At 41.3% G+C, this 20,177-nt stretch carries 24 protein-coding genes; all 24 read right to left on the bottom strand.

Annotated elements, in window-relative coordinates; genetic code table 11:
• Window positions 1–50: 50 nt before the first annotated feature.
• Window positions 51–608, bottom strand: coding sequence for a ribosome recycling factor (gene frr, locus NSQ17_RS08245; RefSeq protein WP_008344764.1), 558 nt, complete (start codon window positions 606–608; stop codon window positions 51–53).
• A gap of 1 nt (window position 609) precedes the next feature.
• Window positions 610–1,332 carry a UMP kinase gene (gene pyrH, locus NSQ17_RS08240; protein ID WP_008344767.1) on the bottom strand — a complete coding sequence of 241 codons (723 nt, stop codon included), beginning with the start codon at window positions 1,330–1,332 and terminating at the stop codon, window positions 610–612.
• A 134-nt stretch (window positions 1,333–1,466) separates the two neighbouring features.
• Window positions 1,467–2,348 carry a translation elongation factor Ts gene (gene tsf / locus NSQ17_RS08235; RefSeq protein ID WP_342468005.1) on the bottom strand — a complete coding sequence of 294 codons (882 nt, stop codon included), beginning with the start codon at window positions 2,346–2,348 and terminating at the stop codon, window positions 1,467–1,469.
• Between the two features lie 91 nt (window positions 2,349–2,439).
• Window positions 2,440–3,174: a 30S ribosomal protein S2 gene (gene rpsB, locus NSQ17_RS08230; RefSeq protein ID WP_007499561.1), complete on the bottom strand. Its 735-nt coding sequence runs from the start codon at window positions 3,172–3,174 to the stop codon at window positions 2,440–2,442.
• 155 nt (window positions 3,175–3,329) lie between these two features.
• A complete protein-coding gene (locus NSQ17_RS08225; protein ID WP_045034267.1) occupies window positions 3,330–3,869 on the bottom strand; it encodes a hypothetical protein in 540 nt (179 codons plus the stop codon).
• A 21-nt stretch (window positions 3,870–3,890) separates the two neighbouring features.
• On the bottom strand, window positions 3,891–4,658 hold the full coding sequence (locus NSQ17_RS08220) for a FliA/WhiG family RNA polymerase sigma factor (RefSeq protein WP_007499565.1): 768 nt from the start codon (window positions 4,656–4,658) through the stop codon (window positions 3,891–3,893).
• Between the two features lie 24 nt (window positions 4,659–4,682).
• Complete coding sequence (locus NSQ17_RS08215) at window positions 4,683–5,183, bottom strand: chemotaxis protein CheD (protein ID WP_007499566.1); 501 nt, start codon at window positions 5,181–5,183, stop codon at window positions 4,683–4,685.
• Window positions 5,183–5,809 carry a chemotaxis protein CheC gene (locus tag NSQ17_RS08210; protein WP_342468004.1) on the bottom strand — a complete coding sequence of 209 codons (627 nt, stop codon included), beginning with the start codon at window positions 5,807–5,809 and terminating at the stop codon, window positions 5,183–5,185. The genes NSQ17_RS08215 and NSQ17_RS08210 overlap by 1 nt, the downstream gene beginning before the upstream one ends.
• Before the next feature lie 12 nt (window positions 5,810–5,821).
• Complete coding sequence (locus NSQ17_RS08205; protein ID WP_007499568.1) at window positions 5,822–6,283, bottom strand: chemotaxis protein CheW; 462 nt, start codon at window positions 6,281–6,283, stop codon at window positions 5,822–5,824.
• 24 nt (window positions 6,284–6,307) lie between these two features.
• Window positions 6,308–8,335 carry a chemotaxis protein CheA gene (locus NSQ17_RS08200; protein WP_283933397.1) on the bottom strand — a complete coding sequence of 676 codons (2,028 nt, stop codon included), beginning with the start codon at window positions 8,333–8,335 and terminating at the stop codon, window positions 6,308–6,310.
• Window positions 8,336–8,340: 5 nt separating this feature from the next.
• Entirely contained in the window at window positions 8,341–9,423 is a 1,083-nt protein-coding gene (locus tag NSQ17_RS08195) for a chemotaxis response regulator protein-glutamate methylesterase (RefSeq protein ID WP_024720361.1), read from the bottom strand.
• A complete protein-coding gene (locus NSQ17_RS08190) occupies window positions 9,420–10,325 on the bottom strand; it encodes a MinD/ParA family protein (protein WP_144665406.1) in 906 nt (301 codons plus the stop codon). The genes NSQ17_RS08195 and NSQ17_RS08190 overlap by 4 nt, the downstream gene beginning before the upstream one ends.
• On the bottom strand, window positions 10,322–11,440 hold the full coding sequence (flhF, locus tag NSQ17_RS08185) for a flagellar biosynthesis protein FlhF (RefSeq protein ID WP_342468003.1): 1,119 nt from the start codon (window positions 11,438–11,440) through the stop codon (window positions 10,322–10,324). The genes NSQ17_RS08190 and flhF overlap by 4 nt, the downstream gene beginning before the upstream one ends.
• Window positions 11,440–13,473: a flagellar biosynthesis protein FlhA gene (gene flhA / locus NSQ17_RS08180; RefSeq protein WP_045034262.1), complete on the bottom strand. Its 2,034-nt coding sequence runs from the start codon at window positions 13,471–13,473 to the stop codon at window positions 11,440–11,442. Before flhA ends, flhF begins: the two co-directional genes overlap by 1 nt.
• A 29-nt stretch (window positions 13,474–13,502) precedes the next feature.
• Window positions 13,503–14,591, bottom strand: coding sequence for a flagellar biosynthesis protein FlhB (flhB, locus tag NSQ17_RS08175; RefSeq protein ID WP_342468002.1), 1,089 nt, complete (start codon window positions 14,589–14,591; stop codon window positions 13,503–13,505).
• A complete protein-coding gene (fliR, locus tag NSQ17_RS08170) occupies window positions 14,588–15,367 on the bottom strand; it encodes a flagellar biosynthetic protein FliR (RefSeq protein ID WP_007499578.1) in 780 nt (259 codons plus the stop codon). Before fliR ends, flhB begins: the two co-directional genes overlap by 4 nt.
• A gap of 6 nt (window positions 15,368–15,373) precedes the next feature.
• Entirely contained in the window at window positions 15,374–15,643 is a 270-nt protein-coding gene (gene fliQ / locus NSQ17_RS08165) for a flagellar biosynthesis protein FliQ (protein ID WP_003211206.1), read from the bottom strand.
• A 16-nt stretch (window positions 15,644–15,659) separates the two neighbouring features.
• The gene (gene fliP, locus NSQ17_RS08160; protein WP_007499580.1) at window positions 15,660–16,325 is read right to left on the bottom strand and encodes a flagellar type III secretion system pore protein FliP; all 666 of its coding nucleotides are present in this window, start codon (window positions 16,323–16,325) and stop codon (window positions 15,660–15,662) included.
• The gene (gene fliZ, locus NSQ17_RS08155) at window positions 16,318–16,977 is read right to left on the bottom strand and encodes a flagella biosynthesis regulatory protein FliZ (RefSeq protein WP_024720357.1); all 660 of its coding nucleotides are present in this window, start codon (window positions 16,975–16,977) and stop codon (window positions 16,318–16,320) included. Before fliZ ends, fliP begins: the two co-directional genes overlap by 8 nt.
• Before the next feature lie 18 nt (window positions 16,978–16,995).
• Window positions 16,996–17,358, bottom strand: coding sequence for a response regulator (locus NSQ17_RS08150; RefSeq protein ID WP_003212360.1), 363 nt, complete (start codon window positions 17,356–17,358; stop codon window positions 16,996–16,998).
• A 27-nt stretch (window positions 17,359–17,385) separates the two neighbouring features.
• Complete coding sequence (gene fliY / locus NSQ17_RS08145; RefSeq protein WP_159145679.1) at window positions 17,386–18,507, bottom strand: flagellar motor switch phosphatase FliY; 1,122 nt, start codon at window positions 18,505–18,507, stop codon at window positions 17,386–17,388.
• Window positions 18,497–19,495: a flagellar motor switch protein FliM gene (fliM, locus tag NSQ17_RS08140; RefSeq protein ID WP_008354483.1), complete on the bottom strand. Its 999-nt coding sequence runs from the start codon at window positions 19,493–19,495 to the stop codon at window positions 18,497–18,499. Before fliM ends, fliY begins: the two co-directional genes overlap by 11 nt.
• A gap of 32 nt (window positions 19,496–19,527) precedes the next feature.
• Window positions 19,528–19,956 carry a flagellar basal body-associated protein FliL gene (gene fliL / locus NSQ17_RS08135; RefSeq protein ID WP_007499592.1) on the bottom strand — a complete coding sequence of 143 codons (429 nt, stop codon included), beginning with the start codon at window positions 19,954–19,956 and terminating at the stop codon, window positions 19,528–19,530.
• Complete coding sequence (locus tag NSQ17_RS08130; RefSeq protein WP_008344794.1) at window positions 19,953–20,168, bottom strand: flagellar FlbD family protein; 216 nt, start codon at window positions 20,166–20,168, stop codon at window positions 19,953–19,955. Before NSQ17_RS08130 ends, fliL begins: the two co-directional genes overlap by 4 nt.
• Window positions 20,169–20,177 lie beyond the last annotated feature (9 nt).

Raw genomic sequence — 20,177 nt, 5'->3', positions numbered from 1 at the left:
TAAACATGAAGAGGGTCTTTTCACTATTATCTATTGTACATAGTTTTTTCTTAAACTTCCATGATTTCTTTTTCTTTATCTTTTGTCACTTCATCAATTTTAGCGACATATTCATCTGTCAATTTTTGAACATCCTCTGTAGATGATCTTAATTCATCTTCAGTGATCTCCCCATTTTTCTCTAGCTTTTTCAATTCATCGTTTGCATCACGACGAACGTTACGAACAGCTACTTTTGCTTCTTCTGAGTATTTTCTCACAACTTTTACAAGTTCTTTACGTCTTTCTTCTGTTAGTGCTGGGATCGCAATACGGATCACGTTTCCGTCACTTGTTGGTGTGATACCAAGATCAGACTTTTGGATCGCCTTTTCGATATCACCGATCGCTGTTTTATCGTAAGGTGTGATAATCAGCATACGTGCTTCTGGCACTGTAATTGACGCAATTTGGTTTAGTGGTGTTTGCGCACCATAGTAATCCACTGTTACTTTGTCTAAAAGGGAAGCATTAGCTCTGCCCGCACGGACAGTTGCTAGTTCACGTCCGTATGCTTGAACGGCTTTTTCCATTTTTTCTTTTGTTTGGTTCAACACTTCTTTTGACACGTTATTTCCCCCTCACGATCGTTCCGATTGATTCGCCATTGACGGCACGTTTAATATTTCCTTCTTCCATAATAGAGAAGACGATTAATGGAATGTCATTGTCCATACATAATGAGGACGCAGTAGAATCCATTACAGCAAGCCCTTCTTTTAGTACATCAAGATATGAAAGCTTATCATATTTTACTGCATCCGCATCTGTACGAGGATCAGCACTGTAGACACCGTCTACATTGTTTTTCGCCATTAAAATGACATCTGCTTCAATTTCAGCTGCACGAAGTGCTGCTGTTGTATCAGTAGAGAAATAAGGGTTACCAGTACCTGCAGCAAAAATCACGACACGTTTCTTTTCAAGGTGACGGATCGCTTTTCTTCTTATGTATGGCTCTGCAACCTGTCTCATTTCGATAGAGGTTTGTACTCTAGACTGAATGCCAAGCGTTTCTAGGCTGTCTTGTAATGCCAATGAATTCATCACTGTTGCAAGCATTCCCATATAGTCTGCTGTTGCCCGGTCCATTCCTAAGTCACTGCCTGTCTTACCACGCCAAAGGTTTCCTCCGCCTACAACGACTGCAACTTCAACATCAAGTTCTGCAATTTCTTTTACTTGCTTTGCAATTGATTGAATGACAGTTGGGTTAATTCCATTTCCAGCATCACCAGCTAGTGCTTCTCCACTTAGCTTCAGTACAATGCGATTATATTTCGGTTTGCTCATGATAACCTCCAAGTGTAAACTATACCGTCTCTTATTATGCGTAAGAAACCGTCTTTTGTAAATCAATATCCTCTAAAAAATAGGGAACACAGTGCTTGTGCTCCCTAAAAAAGCCCCAGAGAGCTTTTCAAACATTATTTTTTCACTTGGCTCATGACTTCTTCAGCAAAGTTGTCTTGACGTTTTTCGATACCTTCGCCCACTTCATAGCGAACATAAGTTTGAACAGTTGCGTTTTTCGCACCTACAACTTGTTTCACTTTTTCATCTGGGTTTTTAACGAATGCTTGGTCAAGTAAGCAAATTTCTTCGAAGAATTTGTTTAGTCGGCCTTCTACCATTTTAGCAACGATATTTTCAGGCTTTCCTTCTTGAAGCGCTTGTTGTGTTAATACTTCACGCTCACGGTTTGCTTCTTCTTCAGACACTTGGTCACGAGAAATGTATTTAGGGTTTACAGCAGCAACGTGCATTGCGATGTCTCTCGCAAGCTCTTCATCAGTTGTTCCGTTAAGAACCGCTAATACACCGATGCGTCCGCCCATGTGTAAGTAAGAACCGAATGCAGCGTTATCTTCTTTTGTGATGACTGAGAAACGGCGCAGCGTAATTTTTTCTCCGATTTTCGCAATTGCAGAAGTAATATGTTCTTCAACTGTTGAACCATTTTCCATTTTAGAAGCATGTGCTTCTTCAGTTGTTGCAGGTTTCGCAGCAAGTAAATGATCAGCAAGTTCGTTAAGAAGATTTTGGAATCCTTCGTTTTTCGCAACGAAATCAGTCTCAGAGTTCACTTCTAGGATAACGCCAGTATTGCCGTCAGTTTTAATAAGAGTTAATCCTTCTGCCGCAATACGGTCTGCTTTTTTCGCAGCTTTTGCGATCCCTTTTTCTCTTAGAAGATCGATTGCTTTGTCGATGTCACCATCAGTTTCTGTTAACGCTTTTTTACAGTCCATCATACCTGCACCAGTTTTTTGACGCAGTTCTTTTACTAATTGAGCAGTAATTGCCATTTTACATTTCCTCCTTCTATGTTAAAACACGGATTACTAGGTGAAAAAAAGGTGATAAAAGGCAGTTCCCTCTTATCACCTTTTGAATAGGTTACGCAGTTGTTGTTTCAGTTTCTGTCGTTTCTTCTACAACAGCTTCTTCTTCGCCTTGTTTAGACTCAAGAATCGCATCTGCCATTTTAGCAGTTAGAAGTTTTACAGCACGGATTGCATCATCGTTTGCAGGGATCACAACATCAATTTCGTCTGGATCACAGTTTGTGTCAACGATACCGATAATTGGGATATTCAATTTACGAGCTTCTGCAACTGCAATACGCTCTTTACGAGGGTCGATAATGAAAAGTGCATCTGGAAGACCCTTCATGTCTTTGATTCCGCCTAGGAATTTTTCAAGACGTTCTAATTCTTTTTTCAGTTGAACGACTTCTTTCTTAGGAAGAACTTCGAACGTACCGTTTTCTTGCATTTTTTCGATATCTTTTAAACGTTTGATACGTTTTTGGATTGTTTCAAAGTTTGTTAACGTTCCACCAAGCCAGCGTTGGTTTACATAGAACATACCAGAACGGATTGCTTCTTCTTTCACTGAATCTTGTGCTTGCTTTTTCGTACCAACGAAAAGGATTTTTCCTCCGTCAGCAGCAAGGTTTTTCGTGAAGTTGTAAGCTTCCTCTACTTTTTTCACCGTTTTTTGAAGATCGATGATGTAGATACCGTTACGCTCTGTAAAGATGTAACGCTTCATTTTTGGGTTCCAACGGCGTGTTTGGTGACCGAAGTGAACACCAGCTTCTAGCAATTGTTTCATAGAAATAACTGACATGTTGTTGCCTCCTAATATAATGGTTTTTTTTCCTCCGCTTAAGTCATGTTCACATAAAACTGCGCCACGGCAGCACCTTCATACGAATCATTAAGCGTGTGTATTTAACACCAAGAAATAATATAACACATGATGGACTGACAATCAAGAATCCTTTACAGCTTTCCGCTAAATTTTAATAAAAGCTCGATTTCTGTCTTGCCCGTTTTTAACTCTTTCGCTATTTCTTCTAATGATAGCCCTTGATCATATAAGGCCTTTACTTGATCCTCGAATGTTTCTTCTCTTTCACTTTCAGAAGGCGCAGAAGCTTCTGTTTCGAGACTTGAAACGGGTTCGTTTACCTTCTCTTCCTGCACCTCAACTTCGCTAAGGAGAGCCGACAGGTGCTCTGGAACTGGATCTTCACTTTCTACCGATTGCTGGGATTCAATTGGTGGTTGTGGCTGCTTTGGTGTCTGAAGATCCGATTTCAGCTCTTCAGCAGAAAAATCAGGGGAAGTGGCTGCAGCTTTTGATAGTTTTTCATTCTCTTCTTTGACTTCCATCAAAAATGCAGCCAGGGTATTTTCCGTTTCTTCTAAAAGCTCTCGCTGCTTTTGTTCTGTTGCCTTCAGCGAATTCATTCTCGTGTATAAAATGATCACAAAATAAATAAGTGCAGCATGAAGCATAAAGCTAATCAGCCATAGCATATTTTTTCACTCACTAACTCTTTAAGATTGAATGGCTTTATCAAGCAGATGCTTAAGCTTGAACAATGCCTTTGAATGAATTTGCGAAATGCGGGAGGTCGATAAATTAAGCACTTGACCAATTTCCGTTAACGTCAATTCCTCTTTATAGAAAAGACTAATCACAAGCTTTTCTTTTTCCGAAAGCTCTGTCATTTTTTCGGCAAGCTGTTCAATTAATTCATCTTTCAGCATTTTTTCTTCAGGTGTCACAGTCTTTTCGTCGCGAATCATGACTTGAACGTTTTCTCCGTCTTCTTGATCATGCAGCTTCTCATCAATCGAGAGCAAATTCGCAAAGAACCCTTCATTCATCGTTGTGACCACATCTTGTTCACTCATGCCGAGTTCTTCAGCAACCTCTGTTGGTGTCACATTTCGTAAATATCGCTGTTCAAGCTTTTCAATTGCCGCTTCTACTTTTTTTGTTTTTTCTCTTGATGTACGAGGCAGCCAGTCCTCTTTACGAAGACCGTCGATGATGGCCCCGCGAATTCTGAAGGATGCATATGTATCAAACTTCAGATCTCTTCCGGGGTCAAATTTTTCAAGGGCATCATATAAACCGAGCATCCCTAGACTGATCAAGTCTTCTTTGTGCACTGACTTCGGGAGACCGATGGAAATTCTTCCAACATGATATGTGACGAGCGGCATATAGCGGCGCATAAGATCATCTCCAGCAGCTGGGTCCTTCCACTCTTTCCATCTAGCCCATAGCGCCTGATCTTCGTAATTTAAGGATTGCATCTTTCTCCCCCTATACTTCCTTAGTTATATCTTCATAATGCCTTGTTTCACAGTGCGGATCTCAAGTTCTGTTGTAAGCGGATCGAATTCAATCGTGCGTCCATTGTTTCCGCCCGTGTCCTCACTAATGATCGGGATATGATGAAGAGACAGATGTTCTTTCACAGCTGATACATTTCTAGGTCCAATTCTCATCAGATCATTGGTTGACTTAAATTTAAACATTTCTGCGCCGCCAGCAAGCTTCGCTTTTAGCGCATGTTTGCGCGCTCCTTCTTTTAAGAGCAGATCAATTGTATGCTTGACACCTGTATCTGCATACTTAGCCAAGTTCTCTACCGCTCCTTTTGAAAGAGAGGAGTCTGGAAGCATGACATGGACAAGTCCTGCCAGTTTTTTTTCTTGGTCAAAAAGGACAAGTCCTACGCAAGAACCGAGACCGGATGTCCGAATACGGTCCGGTGTTTTCACAAGCTGAACATCCGCTATACCAACCTTTACAACTGCCGGAATCTGCACGTTCATTATAGGTTACCTAATGCTTTGAACAGTTTTTCAAACGATTCAAAGTCTGGTAATAGAAACATATTTCCTTTCAGCTCTTGCTGATTTTGATCATCAAAAATCGATGTATCAATCACAATCGCCTGATCGCCGAGAGGGCTAAACTGCATTAATCCTTCACTAATGACAGCCCCGAACATGTCGAGCGTGACATCTGGAACACTTGGATGAAGCTGCAGTTTTGTTAAATCGGCAAGTGCTGATAAATAAGAGCCTGCTAAAATATTTCCTAGCTCATGAAGCGCTGATGTTCCTAGCATGTGTTCATGAATCGCATCAATATCAAATGCTGGGTCCTGAACAAGCTCTCTTACAAATTGTTCAGCTTGTTCAAACGGCATAATGAAAAAGATTGAACCGGTAAGATCACCCTCCATTCGCAAAAAGATACTGGCAACTGGAAGGTCTGCTCCACCAAAGAAATCCATTAAATCTTCAAACGAGAGAACTTTGACAAAAGGAACAGCCATATCAATTTTGCGATTCAATAGGCTGGCAAGAGCAGACGCTGCATGGCCTGCTCCGATATTCCCAACCTCACTTAAAATATCTAGCTGTTCATCTTTAATTTCATTGAAAATGCTCATTTCACATCCCCCTTAATGAACAGGTGCATCTTGCACGCTCTTGTCGAGGACCGCACCAGCATGAATGATATTGAATAGACGCTGATCATGCTTAATAATTCCTGTCACCCATGACAGTCCTTCTTTTTCAGCTGTATCAGTAGAAGATTCTACCTCTTCCTGATGGACAGTAATGACATCATTTGCTTCATCAACAATCCAGCCGACTTCAATGTCACCAACTTGTACAATAATCATTCTTGTTTCGTCTGTAATCTCGTTGTCAGTTGATCCAAGTCTCACTCTAAGGTCAATGACAGGTGTCACGACACCACGTAGATTAATGACACCGCATATATAAGGGGCAACGCCAGGAACTCTTGTCGGCTGCTGCCATTTTTCAATGGACTTTACTTCTGATACTGAAATGGCGTATTCTTTTTTGTTTACGATAAACACAATCATCTTTTCGCCAGTTTTGATATCTGTACTCATTTCAGACCGCTCCTCTATTGTTTTTTACTTAATCAGTGCATTACAGTCAACGATGAGTGCAACCTGACCGTCACCTAAGATTGTTGCGCCTGATATCGCAAATACGTTTGGTAGGTAATCTCCAAGTGATTTCAATACAACCTCTTGCTGACCGATAAACGAATCGACCACAAATGCTGTTAGCTTGTCTCCTTTACGGACAACAATAATGTGCAGTTCTTCTTCTAAATCATTCGCATTTGGTACGTTGAACTGTTTCTTCAAGTACACAACCGGTACGATAAATCCACGGAAATCAATGACTTCACGATCATGCGTTTGAAGGATGTCACTCTTCTTAATGACAGCTGTTTCTATAATAGAAGAAATCGGAATAGCAAATGTTTCTTCCTCTAGTTTCACAAGAAGTACGGAAATGATCGATAATGTGAGTGGAAGCTGAATTGAGAACAGTGAGCCTTGACCTTCTGTTGAGTTAATACTCACAGAACCACCTAATGATTCCAGCTTGTTTTTCACAACGTCAAGACCTACACCCCGGCCCGAGATATCAGAAATCGTATCAGCTGTAGAGAACCCTGCTGCAAAGATCAATGAATCAATTTGGTGATCTTCAAGCGTTTCCGCTTCTCTTTCTGTAATAACCCCGCGCTCTAATGCTTTCTCAAGGACCTTTTTACGGTTAATCCCGCCGCCATCATCTTCGACTTCAATGAAGACATGGTTTCCGCTATGATATGCTTTTAAAAGAACAGTTCCTTTTTCTGGTTTGCCTTTTTTCACACGTTCTTCTGGTGATTCAATCCCGTGATCGAGACTGTTTCTAAGTAAGTGTAAGAGCGGATCGCCAATTTCATCGATCACTGTTCGATCAAGCTCTGTCTCAGCACCTTCAATGATCAGTTCAATTTTCTTATTGAGCTCTTTCGTCAATTGACGAATCATACGTGGGAATCTGTTAAACACCGTTTCTACAGGCACCATTCTCATGTTCAAGATGATCGATTGCAGGTCTCCAGAAATACGGGACATTCTTTCCACTGTATCCGTGAGTTCGTTGTTTTCAAGTTCTTTAGCAATCTGTTCTAAACGTCCTCTATCAATGACAAGCTCTTCAAACAGGTTCATAAGTGAATCCAGACGATCGATGTTGACACGGATCGTTTTCGTTCCGCCGGCAGCTGCACCGTTATTGCCATTTGCTTTTGGCGCATCGTTTGCTGGCGCTTTAGCAGCAGGAGCTGCGGCTTCTTCATTTTTCTGCTCAGGTTTCTCTGCTTTTGTTTCAGCCGGAGCCGCTTCTTCAAAGGCAGAGACTTCAGAAATCTCCACTTGTTCAACCTCTGAGATCGCTGTCACGATTTTTTTCACTTCTTCCATCGGCTGTTTCGATAAGTAAGAAATGCTGAATTCAGATTCAAAATCTTCTGATTCTAAAAGTTCTGCATTCGGAACCGTTTTGACAACTTCTCCTGCTTCGTTCAGTCTTTCAAAAATCATATAGACACGAACGGCTTTTAATAAGCATGCGTCACTTAATGTCACGTTCAGCTCATAACATTTAAAGCCTTGTTCTCTCGCTTCATCAAGAACTGTTCGTTCAAATTCGTTATAGTCTAGGTCGCTTGCAGCTGATGATGCTTCAGAAGTCTCAACGGCAGATGCTGTTTCTGCATGGCTTCCTGTCACATCTAGTTTTTTACTAATCTCTGTGACATCACGTTTTCCATCCCCGCCCTCTGCAATCGATTGAACCATTGCTTCAAGGTGATCGAGTGCTTCAAACATCGTATCCATTGATTCAGGAGTGACAATCATTTGTTCGTTTCTGATGGCATCAAACATGTTTTCTAAATGATGTGTTAATTGAGCCATATCATCAAAGCCCATCGTTGCACTCATGCCTTTCAGTGTATGAGCGGCTCTGAATATATCATTCACTAGCTGCAAGTCTGTTGGGTTCTTTTCTAATTCAAGAAGTTTTTCATTACAAGTTTGTAAGTGTTCTCTGCTTTCATCTAAAAAGATATCTAAGTATTGGTTTACATCCAACGTGTTCACGCCCTCTCTTTTTTCATGGAGCTTATAATTGCATGTGCGATGTCATCCACATGCCTTGTTTCATGTGCAAGGCCTGCTTTAATGACTGATTTAGGCATTCCGAAAACAACACATGATTCTTCTTTTTCTGCAATGACTTTTGTATGACCGCTTGCGACCATTTTTTTGACACCTTCTGTGCCATCACTACCCATTCCTGTCATAATGACAGCGATTTTCTCGTAACCTTTTATGTTGCTGATGGATTCAAATAAATAGTTAACAGAAGGTTTGTGACGGCTGTCAGTGTCTTCTGGGGACAGCCTGATCACTAAAGCTGCCCCTTGTTCATGAAGTGACATATTCAATCCACCAGGAGCTATGTAAGCCACTCCATTTTTAGCGATGTCTCCATCTTGAGCTTCTTTGATTGTAATTTGTGATAAATGATCTAATCTAGTAGCCAGCGATGCCGTAAATCCTGCCGGCATATGCTGCACAATCAAAATCGGCGCCTCTATGTCTTTTGGCAGCTTCGTGACGACTCGTTGAAGCGCCCTAGGCCCTCCCGTAGAAGTTCCGATTGAAATAATCTTTCGGAGTGATGAACCGCTTCTTACTTCTTGCAGGCGGGGAGCGACCGCTGGAATTGGACTTGGCGGCTTCATGAACGGCTTAGGAGAAACTTGTTTCTCAGTACGTTTTCTCGACAGGCCTGCCGCAAGTACCCGCTCTACAATTTGACCTCTTACTTTGTGTAAATCGAGCGAAATACTTCCTGAAGGCTTTGTCACAAAGTCAAAAGCACCGAGTTCTAAGCAATGGATGGTTAATTCCTTCCCTTGCTTCGTCTGGCTTGACACCATAATTACAGCAAGGTCGTGTTCAGCCAGAATTTGTTTTAATGCTTCTGTTCCATTTAGAACAGGCATTTCCACATCAAGTGTGACAACATCTGGATTCAATTCCTTAATCCGCTTTAAGGCATCTTCTCCATTTCGCGCCGTTCCGACGACTTCAATTTCTTGCTCGGCACTTAGGAAATCACTGATGAGTTTTCTCATAAAAGCCGAGTCATCTACTACAAGCACTCTAATCATGAGTCCACCTTCCTCCTTTTAAAAAAAGAGGACAACTTATCTATAAACGTATGCTGCTCTCTCCGTGCCTCTCTTATCTGCTGATGATACAGTGTTTCAGCCAGCATTTTAATGGTTTTACTTAGCCTTGAATGAGGCTGCTTCATATAAAATGGAATTTGTTCAGTGACTGCTTTAGGAACAGCAGGATCATCAGGCACCGCCCCAGCAAACACAAGCTTTCGGTGTAGAAAGGATGTCACCACTCCTGCTAATTTCCGGTACGTTTCAGACCCTTCTGACGGGGTTTTACACCGGTTGACGATGATTTGAACAGACTGTTCAAACTGATGAATGGCTAAGTGCTTAATTGCGCTGTAGGCATCCATGATGGATGTTGGTTCTGGCGTTGTCACAACGACCACCTCTCCTGCCGATAAGACAAAAGGGAGTTGATCTTTTGACAAGCCTGCACCCATATCAAAGAATATACAATCAAAGTCATTCAATATTTTCTCCATCTCTTCTAAAAAGAACGACCATTGATCTTTGTCTAAAGAAAACAGCTGTTCAAGCCCGCTTCCGCCAGAAATGTAATACAGATTGTCCGTTCCTTTTGTCATAGCCGCTTGGAAGGATTTTTTTCTAACAAGCACGTCTAATATAGAGCTGGTCGATGTTTTCCCTAGTAAAATATCAATATTCCCCATGCCAAAGTCGAGGTCGATGATGAGCACTTGCTTGCCCGTACTTGCGATAGACAGTGCCATATTCAGCGTCAAATTCGATTTACCTACTCCGCCTTTACCGCTCATGACAGCAATGGTTTTCGCCTGTCCATTCGCATGAAGAGAGTTCGGTACAATCAGTTGATTCTGCTGAACAAGCTTTCTTAAACCTTCGGCTTGGTCAGGCTTCATCATTGTAAGACCATCCTTGTCAAATCAAGGGGGGAACTCTCAAGAATATCCTCAGGTACATTTTGACCATTTGTTAAAAACCCGAGCCCGATTTGAGATTCTGCAATGATTTGAAAGATCGTTCCCATCGTGTCTGTTTCATCAACTTTTGTAAAAATAAATTGATCGATTGGAACGTGTTCAAAACGTTTGACCATGGCTTTCATATCTTGATATTTCGATGTCGCACTCATGACGAGAAAACTTTGAATGCTTTCATCAAATGGAATGATATCTGTCAGCTCTTTGATGTACGCCTCTTCTTTAAAGTTACGGCCTGCTGTATCGATGAAAATATGATCATAGTCTTTAAAGGTCTGCTGTGCTTTCACAAAGTCCTCTCTTGAATAACAAACTTCAAGAGGTGCATTCAGCAGTTCAGCATATGTTTTTAGTTGTTCAATCGCTGCAATCCGGTACGTATCTGTTGTGATAAAAGCAATTTTCTTTTGCTGCTGAATAGCCGTTTTCGCAGCCAGCTTTGCAATCGTTGTGGTTTTTCCAGCACCAGTTGAACCAAACAACACAATGTATTTCGAACGAATCATCGGCTCATCAGAAGTGTGAGCCGGCAGCATCCCTGTGAGTAGTTTTTCAAGTTCTTTTTCAATCTGCGCTTCTTTCACAGCACCTTTTGTTAAAAGACCCTTTAAGCACTCATCTCGAATCTCAGCATCAAGACCTTGATCCTTTAGCTTTTGATCCATTTTCATGAGAGAATCCGGCAAGATCCCGGCATGGCGTTCGTTTCTTGCATATTCTATAGGCTGAGAATGAGAAGGCGCTGCTTTGACTGCTTGAGCAGCAGCCGGCAGCTCTTGTGTAAGGTGTTGAGTCTGCTCCTTTTTCGGTAACACCGGGATAGGCGCAGCTGCTGGTTGTAATCCTTTACCGGCTCTTTCTTCAAAATCTTGATCCAGCACTGCAATCACTTCGACCATTTGCTGTTTCTTTAAACCGAACAGCTTTCGTTTGACAACGGTTTTCGAATTTAATATGACGGCATCTTTCCCAAGCTGCTGCCTGATTTGGATCGTTGCCTCCTGCATAGAATTCGCTGTGATTTTTTTCATTTTCATTAGATATCCACCACTCCGATGCTCTGTACTTCCACATTTGCTTCTAGTTCGTTATAAGATAGTACCGGTAATTCTGGGAAATATCTTTCTAACAACTGTTTGACGTACATTCTTATAGGAGGTGAGCATAATAGAACCGGCGTTTCCTGACGAAGCGAAAGCTGTTCAATTTCTCTCGCCACTGATTGAATCACACTTTCAGAGGATTCTGGATCTAACGATAAGTAGTTCCCATGCTCTGTTTGCTGCACGCTGTCTGCAATCACCTTTTCGACTCGGCCTGAGCATGTCACGACTTTCAGTGATTCATTTTCTCTTGCATACTGTGCAGTAATCTGTCTTGCAAGTGCCTGTCTAACATACTCTGTTAGCAAGTCTGTATCAGTCGTTAATTTTCCGTAGTCTGCAAGGGTCTCAAAAATGGTCACAAGGTTTCGAATGGAGACCTTTTCTTTCAGAAGCTTTGCAAGTACTTTTTGGATATCTCCGACTGCTAGTGGATTCGGTGTTACCTCATCTACTAGAACTGGATAACTTTCTTTCAGATGATCGATTAATTGCTTCGTTTCTTGGCGTCCAAGCAGTTCATGGGTGTTTTGTCTAATCTTCTCTGTGATGTGGGTAGACACAACAGATGCTGGATCGACCACTGTATACCCAAGCATTTCAGCCTGATCTTTTTCTGCTTCTGATATCCATTTTGCCGGCAGACCAAAGGATGGTTCGATTGTTTCAATTCCTTCAATCGGATCATCATCAGGCGTTGGAGACATCGCTAAGTAATGATCGAGCAGCAGCTCTCCTTTTGCCACTTCGTTCCCTTTTATTTTGAGCCTGTATTCATTCGGGTTTAGCGCAATGTTGTCTCGAATACGGACAACTGGAATGACAAGACCTAGTTCAAGAGCAAGCTGCCTTCTGATCATGACAATTCGGTCTAGCAGGTCTCCGCCTTGATTGGCATCTGCAAGTGGGATCAACCCGTAGCCAAATTCAAATTCAATGGCATCCATTTGTAGGAGATGAATGACGCTTTCTGGACTTTTCATCTCTTCTACCTCTGCCTGTTCTTCCAGTACTTCTTCAATCTCTTCTTGATCCTGTTTGTTTTTCGACATCATGTACGCACCGAGTGCAAGTAAACCTGCGATCGGCCCTGTCAAAAGTACGCCAATTGGCGTAAACAATCCAAGCAGGAAGATCGTACCTGCTGTGACATAAAGCATGGCAGGGAAGGCAAAGAGCTGACCCGTAATGTCTGAACCAAGGTTTCCGTTAGAAGCCGCTCTCGTGACAACAATCCCTGTCGCTGTTGAAATAAGAAGTGCAGGGATCTGCGAAACAATTCCATCACCCACTGTTAAAAGAGTAAAGTGGGAAGCTGATTCTTGAATTGACATTCCTTGCTGAATCATCCCAATAATGATGCCAAAAATAATATTGATAATAACGATGATAATACCTGCGATGGCATCCCCTTTAACGAACTTACTTGCACCATCCATCGCACCATAAAAGTCTGCTTCTCTTGCTACTTTTTCACGGCGGTTTCTAGCTTCACTTTCTGTCAGCATTCCTGCATTCAAATCTGCGTCAATACTCATCTGTTTACCTGGCATCGCATCGAGTGTAAATCTGGCCGCAACCTCTGATACACGCTCTGCCCCTTTGGTGATGACAATAAACTGAATGATGATCAGAATAAGGAAGACAACCAGACCAACGAGTATATTGCCCCCAACAACAAATGATCCAAACGTTTCTACAACCTTACCAGCATCTCCAGTTGATAAAATAGAACGGGTTGTAGAGATGTTAAGCCCTAAACGAAACAGTGTTAAGAGCAAAAGTAACGATGGAAAAATGGAAAATTGCAGTGGTTCTTGCATGTTCATTGTGGTGAGAAGCACGATAAGCGCAAGAGAAATATTAATAATGATTAAAATACTTAATAGGATGGGCGGAAACGGTATGACCAGCATCGCCACGATTAAAATAACACTGAATAAAACAGATAAATCTCTTGCTGACATGCCTGTTCTCTCCTTTTAAAACCAAAAATTCATAAAATCTTTTGTTTCGTTTTATATACGTAAGCCAAAATTTCTGCGATCGCCTTAAAATACTCTTCCGGCACCGCTTGGTCAATATCCACTTGATCATAGAGGGCGCGGGCGAGTGGCCGGTTCTCTACAGTCATGACATCATGTTCTTTCGCAATTGTTCTAATTTTCAAAGCCAAAATATCTGTTCCCTTTGCCACAACATAGGGCGCGTCCATCTTTTCTTCGTCATATTTCAAGGCAATTGCGTAGTGGGTCGGGTTTGTAATGATGACGTCCGCTTTTGGGACTTCCTGCATCATCCGTCTCATGGCCATTTCCCTTTGCCGCTGTTTAATTTTTGATTTTATGAGCGGGTCACCCTCTGATTTTTTATACTCATCTTTGATGTCTTGTTTAGACATCCGTAAGTTTTTTTCATAATCAAATTTCTGATACATATAATCAAGCCCTGCTAAGATCATGAGAGCACCTGCTGCATATAGACCCATAATCAAGGTCATATTTGCCACGAAATGAAGAGTTTCCTCTGCTGTTAATAAAGGAAGCCTCAGGATATCGTCAAAGTGCATCCAAAGTGCAATAAATGTCGCAAAACCAATTAAACCAATTTTCAAAATGGATTTTAATAGCTCTACGAGGGCTCGAATACTGTATATTCGTTTAAACCCTTTGATTGGATCGAGTTTTTCTAATTTCGGTTTGATTACTTCTGTCGAAAAGAGAAAGCCAACCTGCAAATAGTTACTAATGATCCCTGCCAGCATACCAACACCAAGGATTGGCATGAGGAGGAGTCCTGTTTCCTGAAGCAATTCCACAAATAGTTGATGAATATTAGATGTGCTAACCTTCATTAGCATCGTTGTTGAATAAAAACGTTCAATGAGCGCAATAATACGCTCTTTCATAAAAGGCCCAATAAAAAAGAATGATAAAAAGATTAGTAGAAATGAGATGGCTGTATTGACGTCGGTACTTTTGGAAACCTGCCCTTTTTTACGTGAATCCCGTCTCTTTTTCGGTGTTGCTTTTTCTGTTTTTTCACCTGCGAAAAATTGCAAGTCGAGTCTAAGTCTTGTCGTCATGACGAACCACCGACCAATGCTAAGAAATTCCTCATGGTGAGCACAATCGTTTCAAATGTATTTTGGACGACCCCGAAGATGACACCCATACAAATGATGATCATAATAAAACTCACGCCCATTTTAATGGGCAGTCCAACGACAAATACGTTCATTTGCGGAACTGTACGTGCCACAATTCCTAATGCCAAATCGACTAAAAACAAACTAGCCACAACAGGTGCTGAGATTTGAAAGGCTATGATGAACATTTGGTTGAAGCTCTTTGCAATAAAGTAAGCAAAGGATTCACTACCGAAGTTCAGCGCATACTGATCAACTTGAATATATTGAAAACTGTAATAGATTCCATCAAGCAGCAAATGATGTGCATTTGTTGCCAGCATCAGTAGCAAGGTCACCGTATAAAAAAACTGCCCCATCAGCGGAGTTTGCGCCCCTGTTTGTGGATCAATAATATTGGCGATCGCAAAACCCATTTGAAAATCAATGAATGAGCCGGCAATTTGAACTGCGGACACCATGATATATGCAATCAGTCCAAGCAGAAGTCCGACCATTGCTTCTTTCACGGCAAGCATCATGTAAAGACCGTCGATATCGAGTGCTGGCGGTTCTTTAATGGTGCTAAAACTAATGACAGCCAAAAACAGTGAAAAACCAACTCTGTGAACTGCTGGTATCGTTCGATGCGCTAATAGCGGCACTGTCACGAAAAAAGCGGTGATCCGAATGAAAACGAGAAGAAAGGCAGGAAATAATTCTATGATTGACATCTCTGATTAACCTGCAAATCGATCTAAATTCGAGAACAGCTCTGTTGTAAATGACACAATTGTTGAAAGCATCCACGGACCAAACACAACAAGTCCAATGAGCACTGCAACAATTTTTGGAATGAACGCAAGCGTCTGTTCTTGGATTTGGGTTGTCGCCTGAAACACACTGACAATTAGTCCCACGATTAGTGCGAGCGCTAGAAGCGGCCCGCTGACAAGTAATACAACATACACTGATCTTTCAGCCATCGTAATGACAAATTCTGAACTCATGTTTTAAGCACCTACTCTAAAAGCTTTGCAGCAAAGATTTAACAATCAAATACCATCCATCAACTAATACAAATAACAATATTTTGAAAGGGAGCGATATCATAACCGGCGGAAGCATCATCATCCCCATCGACATCAGGACACTTGCGACCACCATGTCAATAATTAAAAATGGAATAAAAATCATAAAACCAATTTGAAATGCCGTCTTTAATTCTGAAATTGCAAACGCTGGTACCATCGCCGTTAAGGGAATATCTTTAATCGATTCAGGGGTATCCATTTTTGCGTAACTAAGAAATAAAGCCAAATCTTTCTGTCTCGTATGTTTACTCATAAACTCTTTAATTGGCACTTCGGCTTTTTCATAGGCCTGATTTAACGTAATATCATCATTTAAAAGCGGCGTCAGTGCCTCTTTATTAATCTCTGAGAACGTGGGTGCCATAATAAAAAATGTGAGAAACAAAGCAAGTCCTACAAGCACTTGGTTTGGCGGCATTGAGTTGGTTGCAAGTGAAGTTCTAACGAACGAAAGAACAATCACAATCCGTGTAAAACAGGTCATTAAAATAAGAATGCCTGGTGCAACTGAAAATACAGTTAACAATAAAAGAAGACGGACAGATGTGCTAATATTCCCTGCGCCACTGGAATTAAATAAATCGATAAACTCATTCATTTTGTTTCGGGCCTTTCTTTCTGACTTCTGATTGGGTCTTTTTCAATTCGGCTAGCTGCGCCTTTAAATTGGCTGAAAAAGAAGAAGTGGTCGGCTGATCGTGTTTCTTCACTTGCGATGTTAATTTTTGCATCATTTTCGGTAAGTCAGTCTTACTTTCCATCGCTTCTTCGTATTGTTTCACAATCGCTTCGCATTCTTGTTCATCATCGATTTCTTTTAGCAACTGGATTGAGTCTGCTACGCCGACAACTAATACTCGTTTGCCCACTTTGATCAGCTGAACTGAACGATTTTGACCAACCGTCGTTCCGCCAATATTTTCAACATAGCGAAATGGCTTGAGTAAGCGGTTTTGCTTTCCAACAAATCTCACCAATCCGTAAATGAGCAGGATGACAAAAAGTAAGGCACCAATCATTTTGACAAAATCCATAATGGAGACAGAAGAAGAGGGAACTTCTTCTGCCGGATTCGTTTGATTGTCAGTGGTTTTCTTTTCTGTATCCTTTTTGCTTTCTTTCTCATCTTTGAGCCAGTCATTCACTGTGCCATTTTCAGGATCTTTTGTTTCAGCAAACAGTGAGGCTGGCTGCGCTGTCAAGAAAAGCATAAAACTGATCATTGCTATACATATCAAACGTTTTTTCAACAAGTCTTACACCCTTTTTTAGCCTAACGTTTTATTAATTGCTTCAAGTACACGGTCTGCCTGGAATGGCTTCACGATAAAGTCTTTTGCACCTGCTTGAATGGCATCAATAACCATTGATTGTTGTCCCATCGCTGAGCACATAATGATTTTTGCAGAAGCATCGATTTGTTTAATTTCTTTTAATGCTGTGATCCCGTCCATTTCTGGCATTGTGATATCCATTGTGACTAGATCAGGAGATGTTTCTTTAAATTTTTCAACAGCTTGTGCGCCGTTTTCTGCTTCTCCTACTACATCAAATCCGTTTTTTACAAGAATATCCTTAATCATCATTCTCATGAATGCTGCATCATCTACGATTAATACCTTAGTAGCCATTTACTTATTCTCTCCCTATATGTTTGTTTATTTTAAATTAGAAAGTCTTTCAGACTGACTTAAAATGTCAGTCACACGTACACCAAAGTTCTCATCAATGACAACAACTTCTCCTTTGGCGACGATTCGTTTGTTGACCAGAATGTCGACTGGCTCACCTGCAAGTTTGTCCAGTTCAATGATACTTCCAGCGGAAAGTTCAAGTACTTCTTTCACACTGCGCTGCGTTCTTCCAAGCTCCACTGTAATGGAAAGTGGAATATCCATCAGCATATCAAGATTACCGAGCTGACTTGTTGTATGCTGAGGCTCACTAAATGCCTCAAATTCAACTGGCGCCACATTGACAGGTTCTGCCGGCTTTGGCTTCGCCTGTCTTTTCGGCGGTGCCGATTGCTGTATAGGAGCAGATTGTGCTTGCTGAACAGCCTGCTGTGGTTCAGGTGCACTCTGAGGTGCTTCTTGAACCGGCTCTTCTTCCGCTGGGTCTGTTAATTCTGCAATCAAATCTTTCGCAAACGTAATAGGGTAAAGCTGCATAATATTTGAATCTATGAGTTCACCTATTGTTAATCTAAAGGACACTTTGACAAGCATCTCTTCAGCTGGAATGCGGTCTGTGCCTTCTCCTTCTTTCACATCAAGCAACTCAACGCGAGGCGGAGAAATATCAATCTTTTTATTAAAGACTGTTGACATGGACGTCGCTGCTGAACCCATCATTTGGTTCATCGCTTCTTGTACTGCACTTAAGTGAATTTCACTTAACGACGGGTCAGCATTTGTTCCATCTCCGCCCATCATTAAATCCGCAATGACTGCCGCATCGGTTTGCTGGATGACAAGCAGGTTACTAGCGCTGAAGCCTTCCGTATAATTCACTTCAATCGCGACATACGGATGAGGAAATTCCTCATTCAGCTTGCTTTTTTGAATCACTGTGACAGTTGGAGTTGTAATCTCCACTTTTTGACTTAATAGGGTTGAAAGTGCTGTTGCAGAGCTTCCAAATGATATATTTCCGATTTCCCCAATGGCATCTTGTTCCATTGCAGAAAGGAGTGTATCAGGCTCTATATCGTCATTGCTGCCTCCTTTAAGGAGCGCATCGATTTCATCTTGTGATAATTTACTTCCGTTATTCTCCATCTTCTTCACCTCTTATGTCGTGATCTAGAATTTGAATCGCTTGTTTCCGATTCACGCGGCCGGCCTGTCCCAAGAATTTCGGTTTATTTCCGACCATAACAGTAAGAGGCGCATTTACTGGTTTGTCCAAGGCAATACAATCACCAATTTCCAAATTCAAAAACTCTTCCACCGTCATTTCCGATTGTCCAAGCTCTGCGACTACCGGTATTTTCGCCGTCATAATCCGTTTTTCAATGGCCTTTGTTTCTTCTTGTTTCGGTTCATTTCGTTCAGATTGCATCCAGTAGTGTACAGACAGCTTCGGAATAATAGGCTCTAATACTACGTGAGGAATACAGAGGTTAATAACCCCGCTTACCTCACCAATTTGTGTATTAAGAGAAATGACGACAACTGTTTCATTTGGTGACACCATTTGAACAAACTGGGGATTTACCTCGAAATCTGCCATTTCTGGCTCGATGTCGGTTATGGACTGCCACGCTTCTCTGTAGTTTTCCAAAGCTCCCTCAAACATGTTTGAGATAATCTTTGTTTCGATTTCTGTCAGTGATTCTGTCTTATTATGACTAATGCCAATCCCACCCATCAGCCTATCCATCATGGCATAGCCAATCGTTGGGTTCACTTCAAGCATGATTCTTCCTTCAAGCGGGCTGACGTAAAATAAGTTTAATAATGTCATATTAGGAATCGAACGAATAAATTCTTCATATGGCACTTGGTCAACCGAGCTGACAGAAATTTGAATATATGATCTTAGCTGCGCTGAAAAGTGTGTGGTAAGCAGTCTAGCGAAGTTATCATGAATTCTTGTTAAACTTCGAATCTGGTCTTTTGAAAAGCGCAGTGCACGTTTAAAGTCGTACACTTTCACTTTTTTCGTCGTTTCTTCTTTTTTCAGCTCTTCTGCATCCATTTCGCCTGTTGATATGGCGGATAATAATGCGTCGATCTCATTCTGGGAAAGCACTTCTCCTGACATTTCTTCACCTCCATCGTGTCAATTAATCGCCTCTATTGCAGATTAAAGGAGGTTATATAAACTTCTTTCACCTTGCCATCTTGCAAATAGTTATTCACTTTGTTTTTGACCTGTGTTTTAAAATGTTCTCTGCCTTTTTTGCCATCAAGTTCATCTGCATTCGTGTCTGATAAAATGTCAATCACGGCATCTTTCACTTGGAAGCTTCTTTTTTCAAGCTCTTCTTTGGCTTTTTCTGAATCAGTTTCAATATTTAGTACAAGTTTAACCGCATTTCCTTCAGATTTTAAATTGGTCACAATCTCAGGAATTTCAACAGAAGCTTTTACGACTTCATCTGCTGTTGGCTCTTTTTCTGCTTTTGCTTCGTCTGACCCATTCACCAGAAAGACAATACCTGCTCCAATTCCGACGATAGCAATAATCATGATTAGCATTACTACGACTAATTTCTTCTTCATTCAAACTCCTCTATTCCTTGATTCAATGAAATGACTTGGATTTTTCTATAGAAAGAAATGATTTTCTCCTGAAGCTGCTCTTCATCTTCTTTCACAACGAATTTCTTTCCATTGGCGAGTGTAATGGTCGTGTCTGGAAAGCTTTCGATCTGCTCGATATGGAGAGCGTTGAGCATAAATCCTTTGCCATTTAATCTTGTCACTTCAATCATATTAAGCAG

It is taken from the genome of Bacillus sp. FSL W8-0629 (assembly GCF_038593225.1).
Taxonomy (GTDB): domain Bacteria; phylum Bacillota; class Bacilli; order Bacillales; family Bacillaceae; genus Bacillus; species Bacillus altitudinis.
This window is presented reverse-complemented; position numbering and strand designations above follow the sequence as displayed.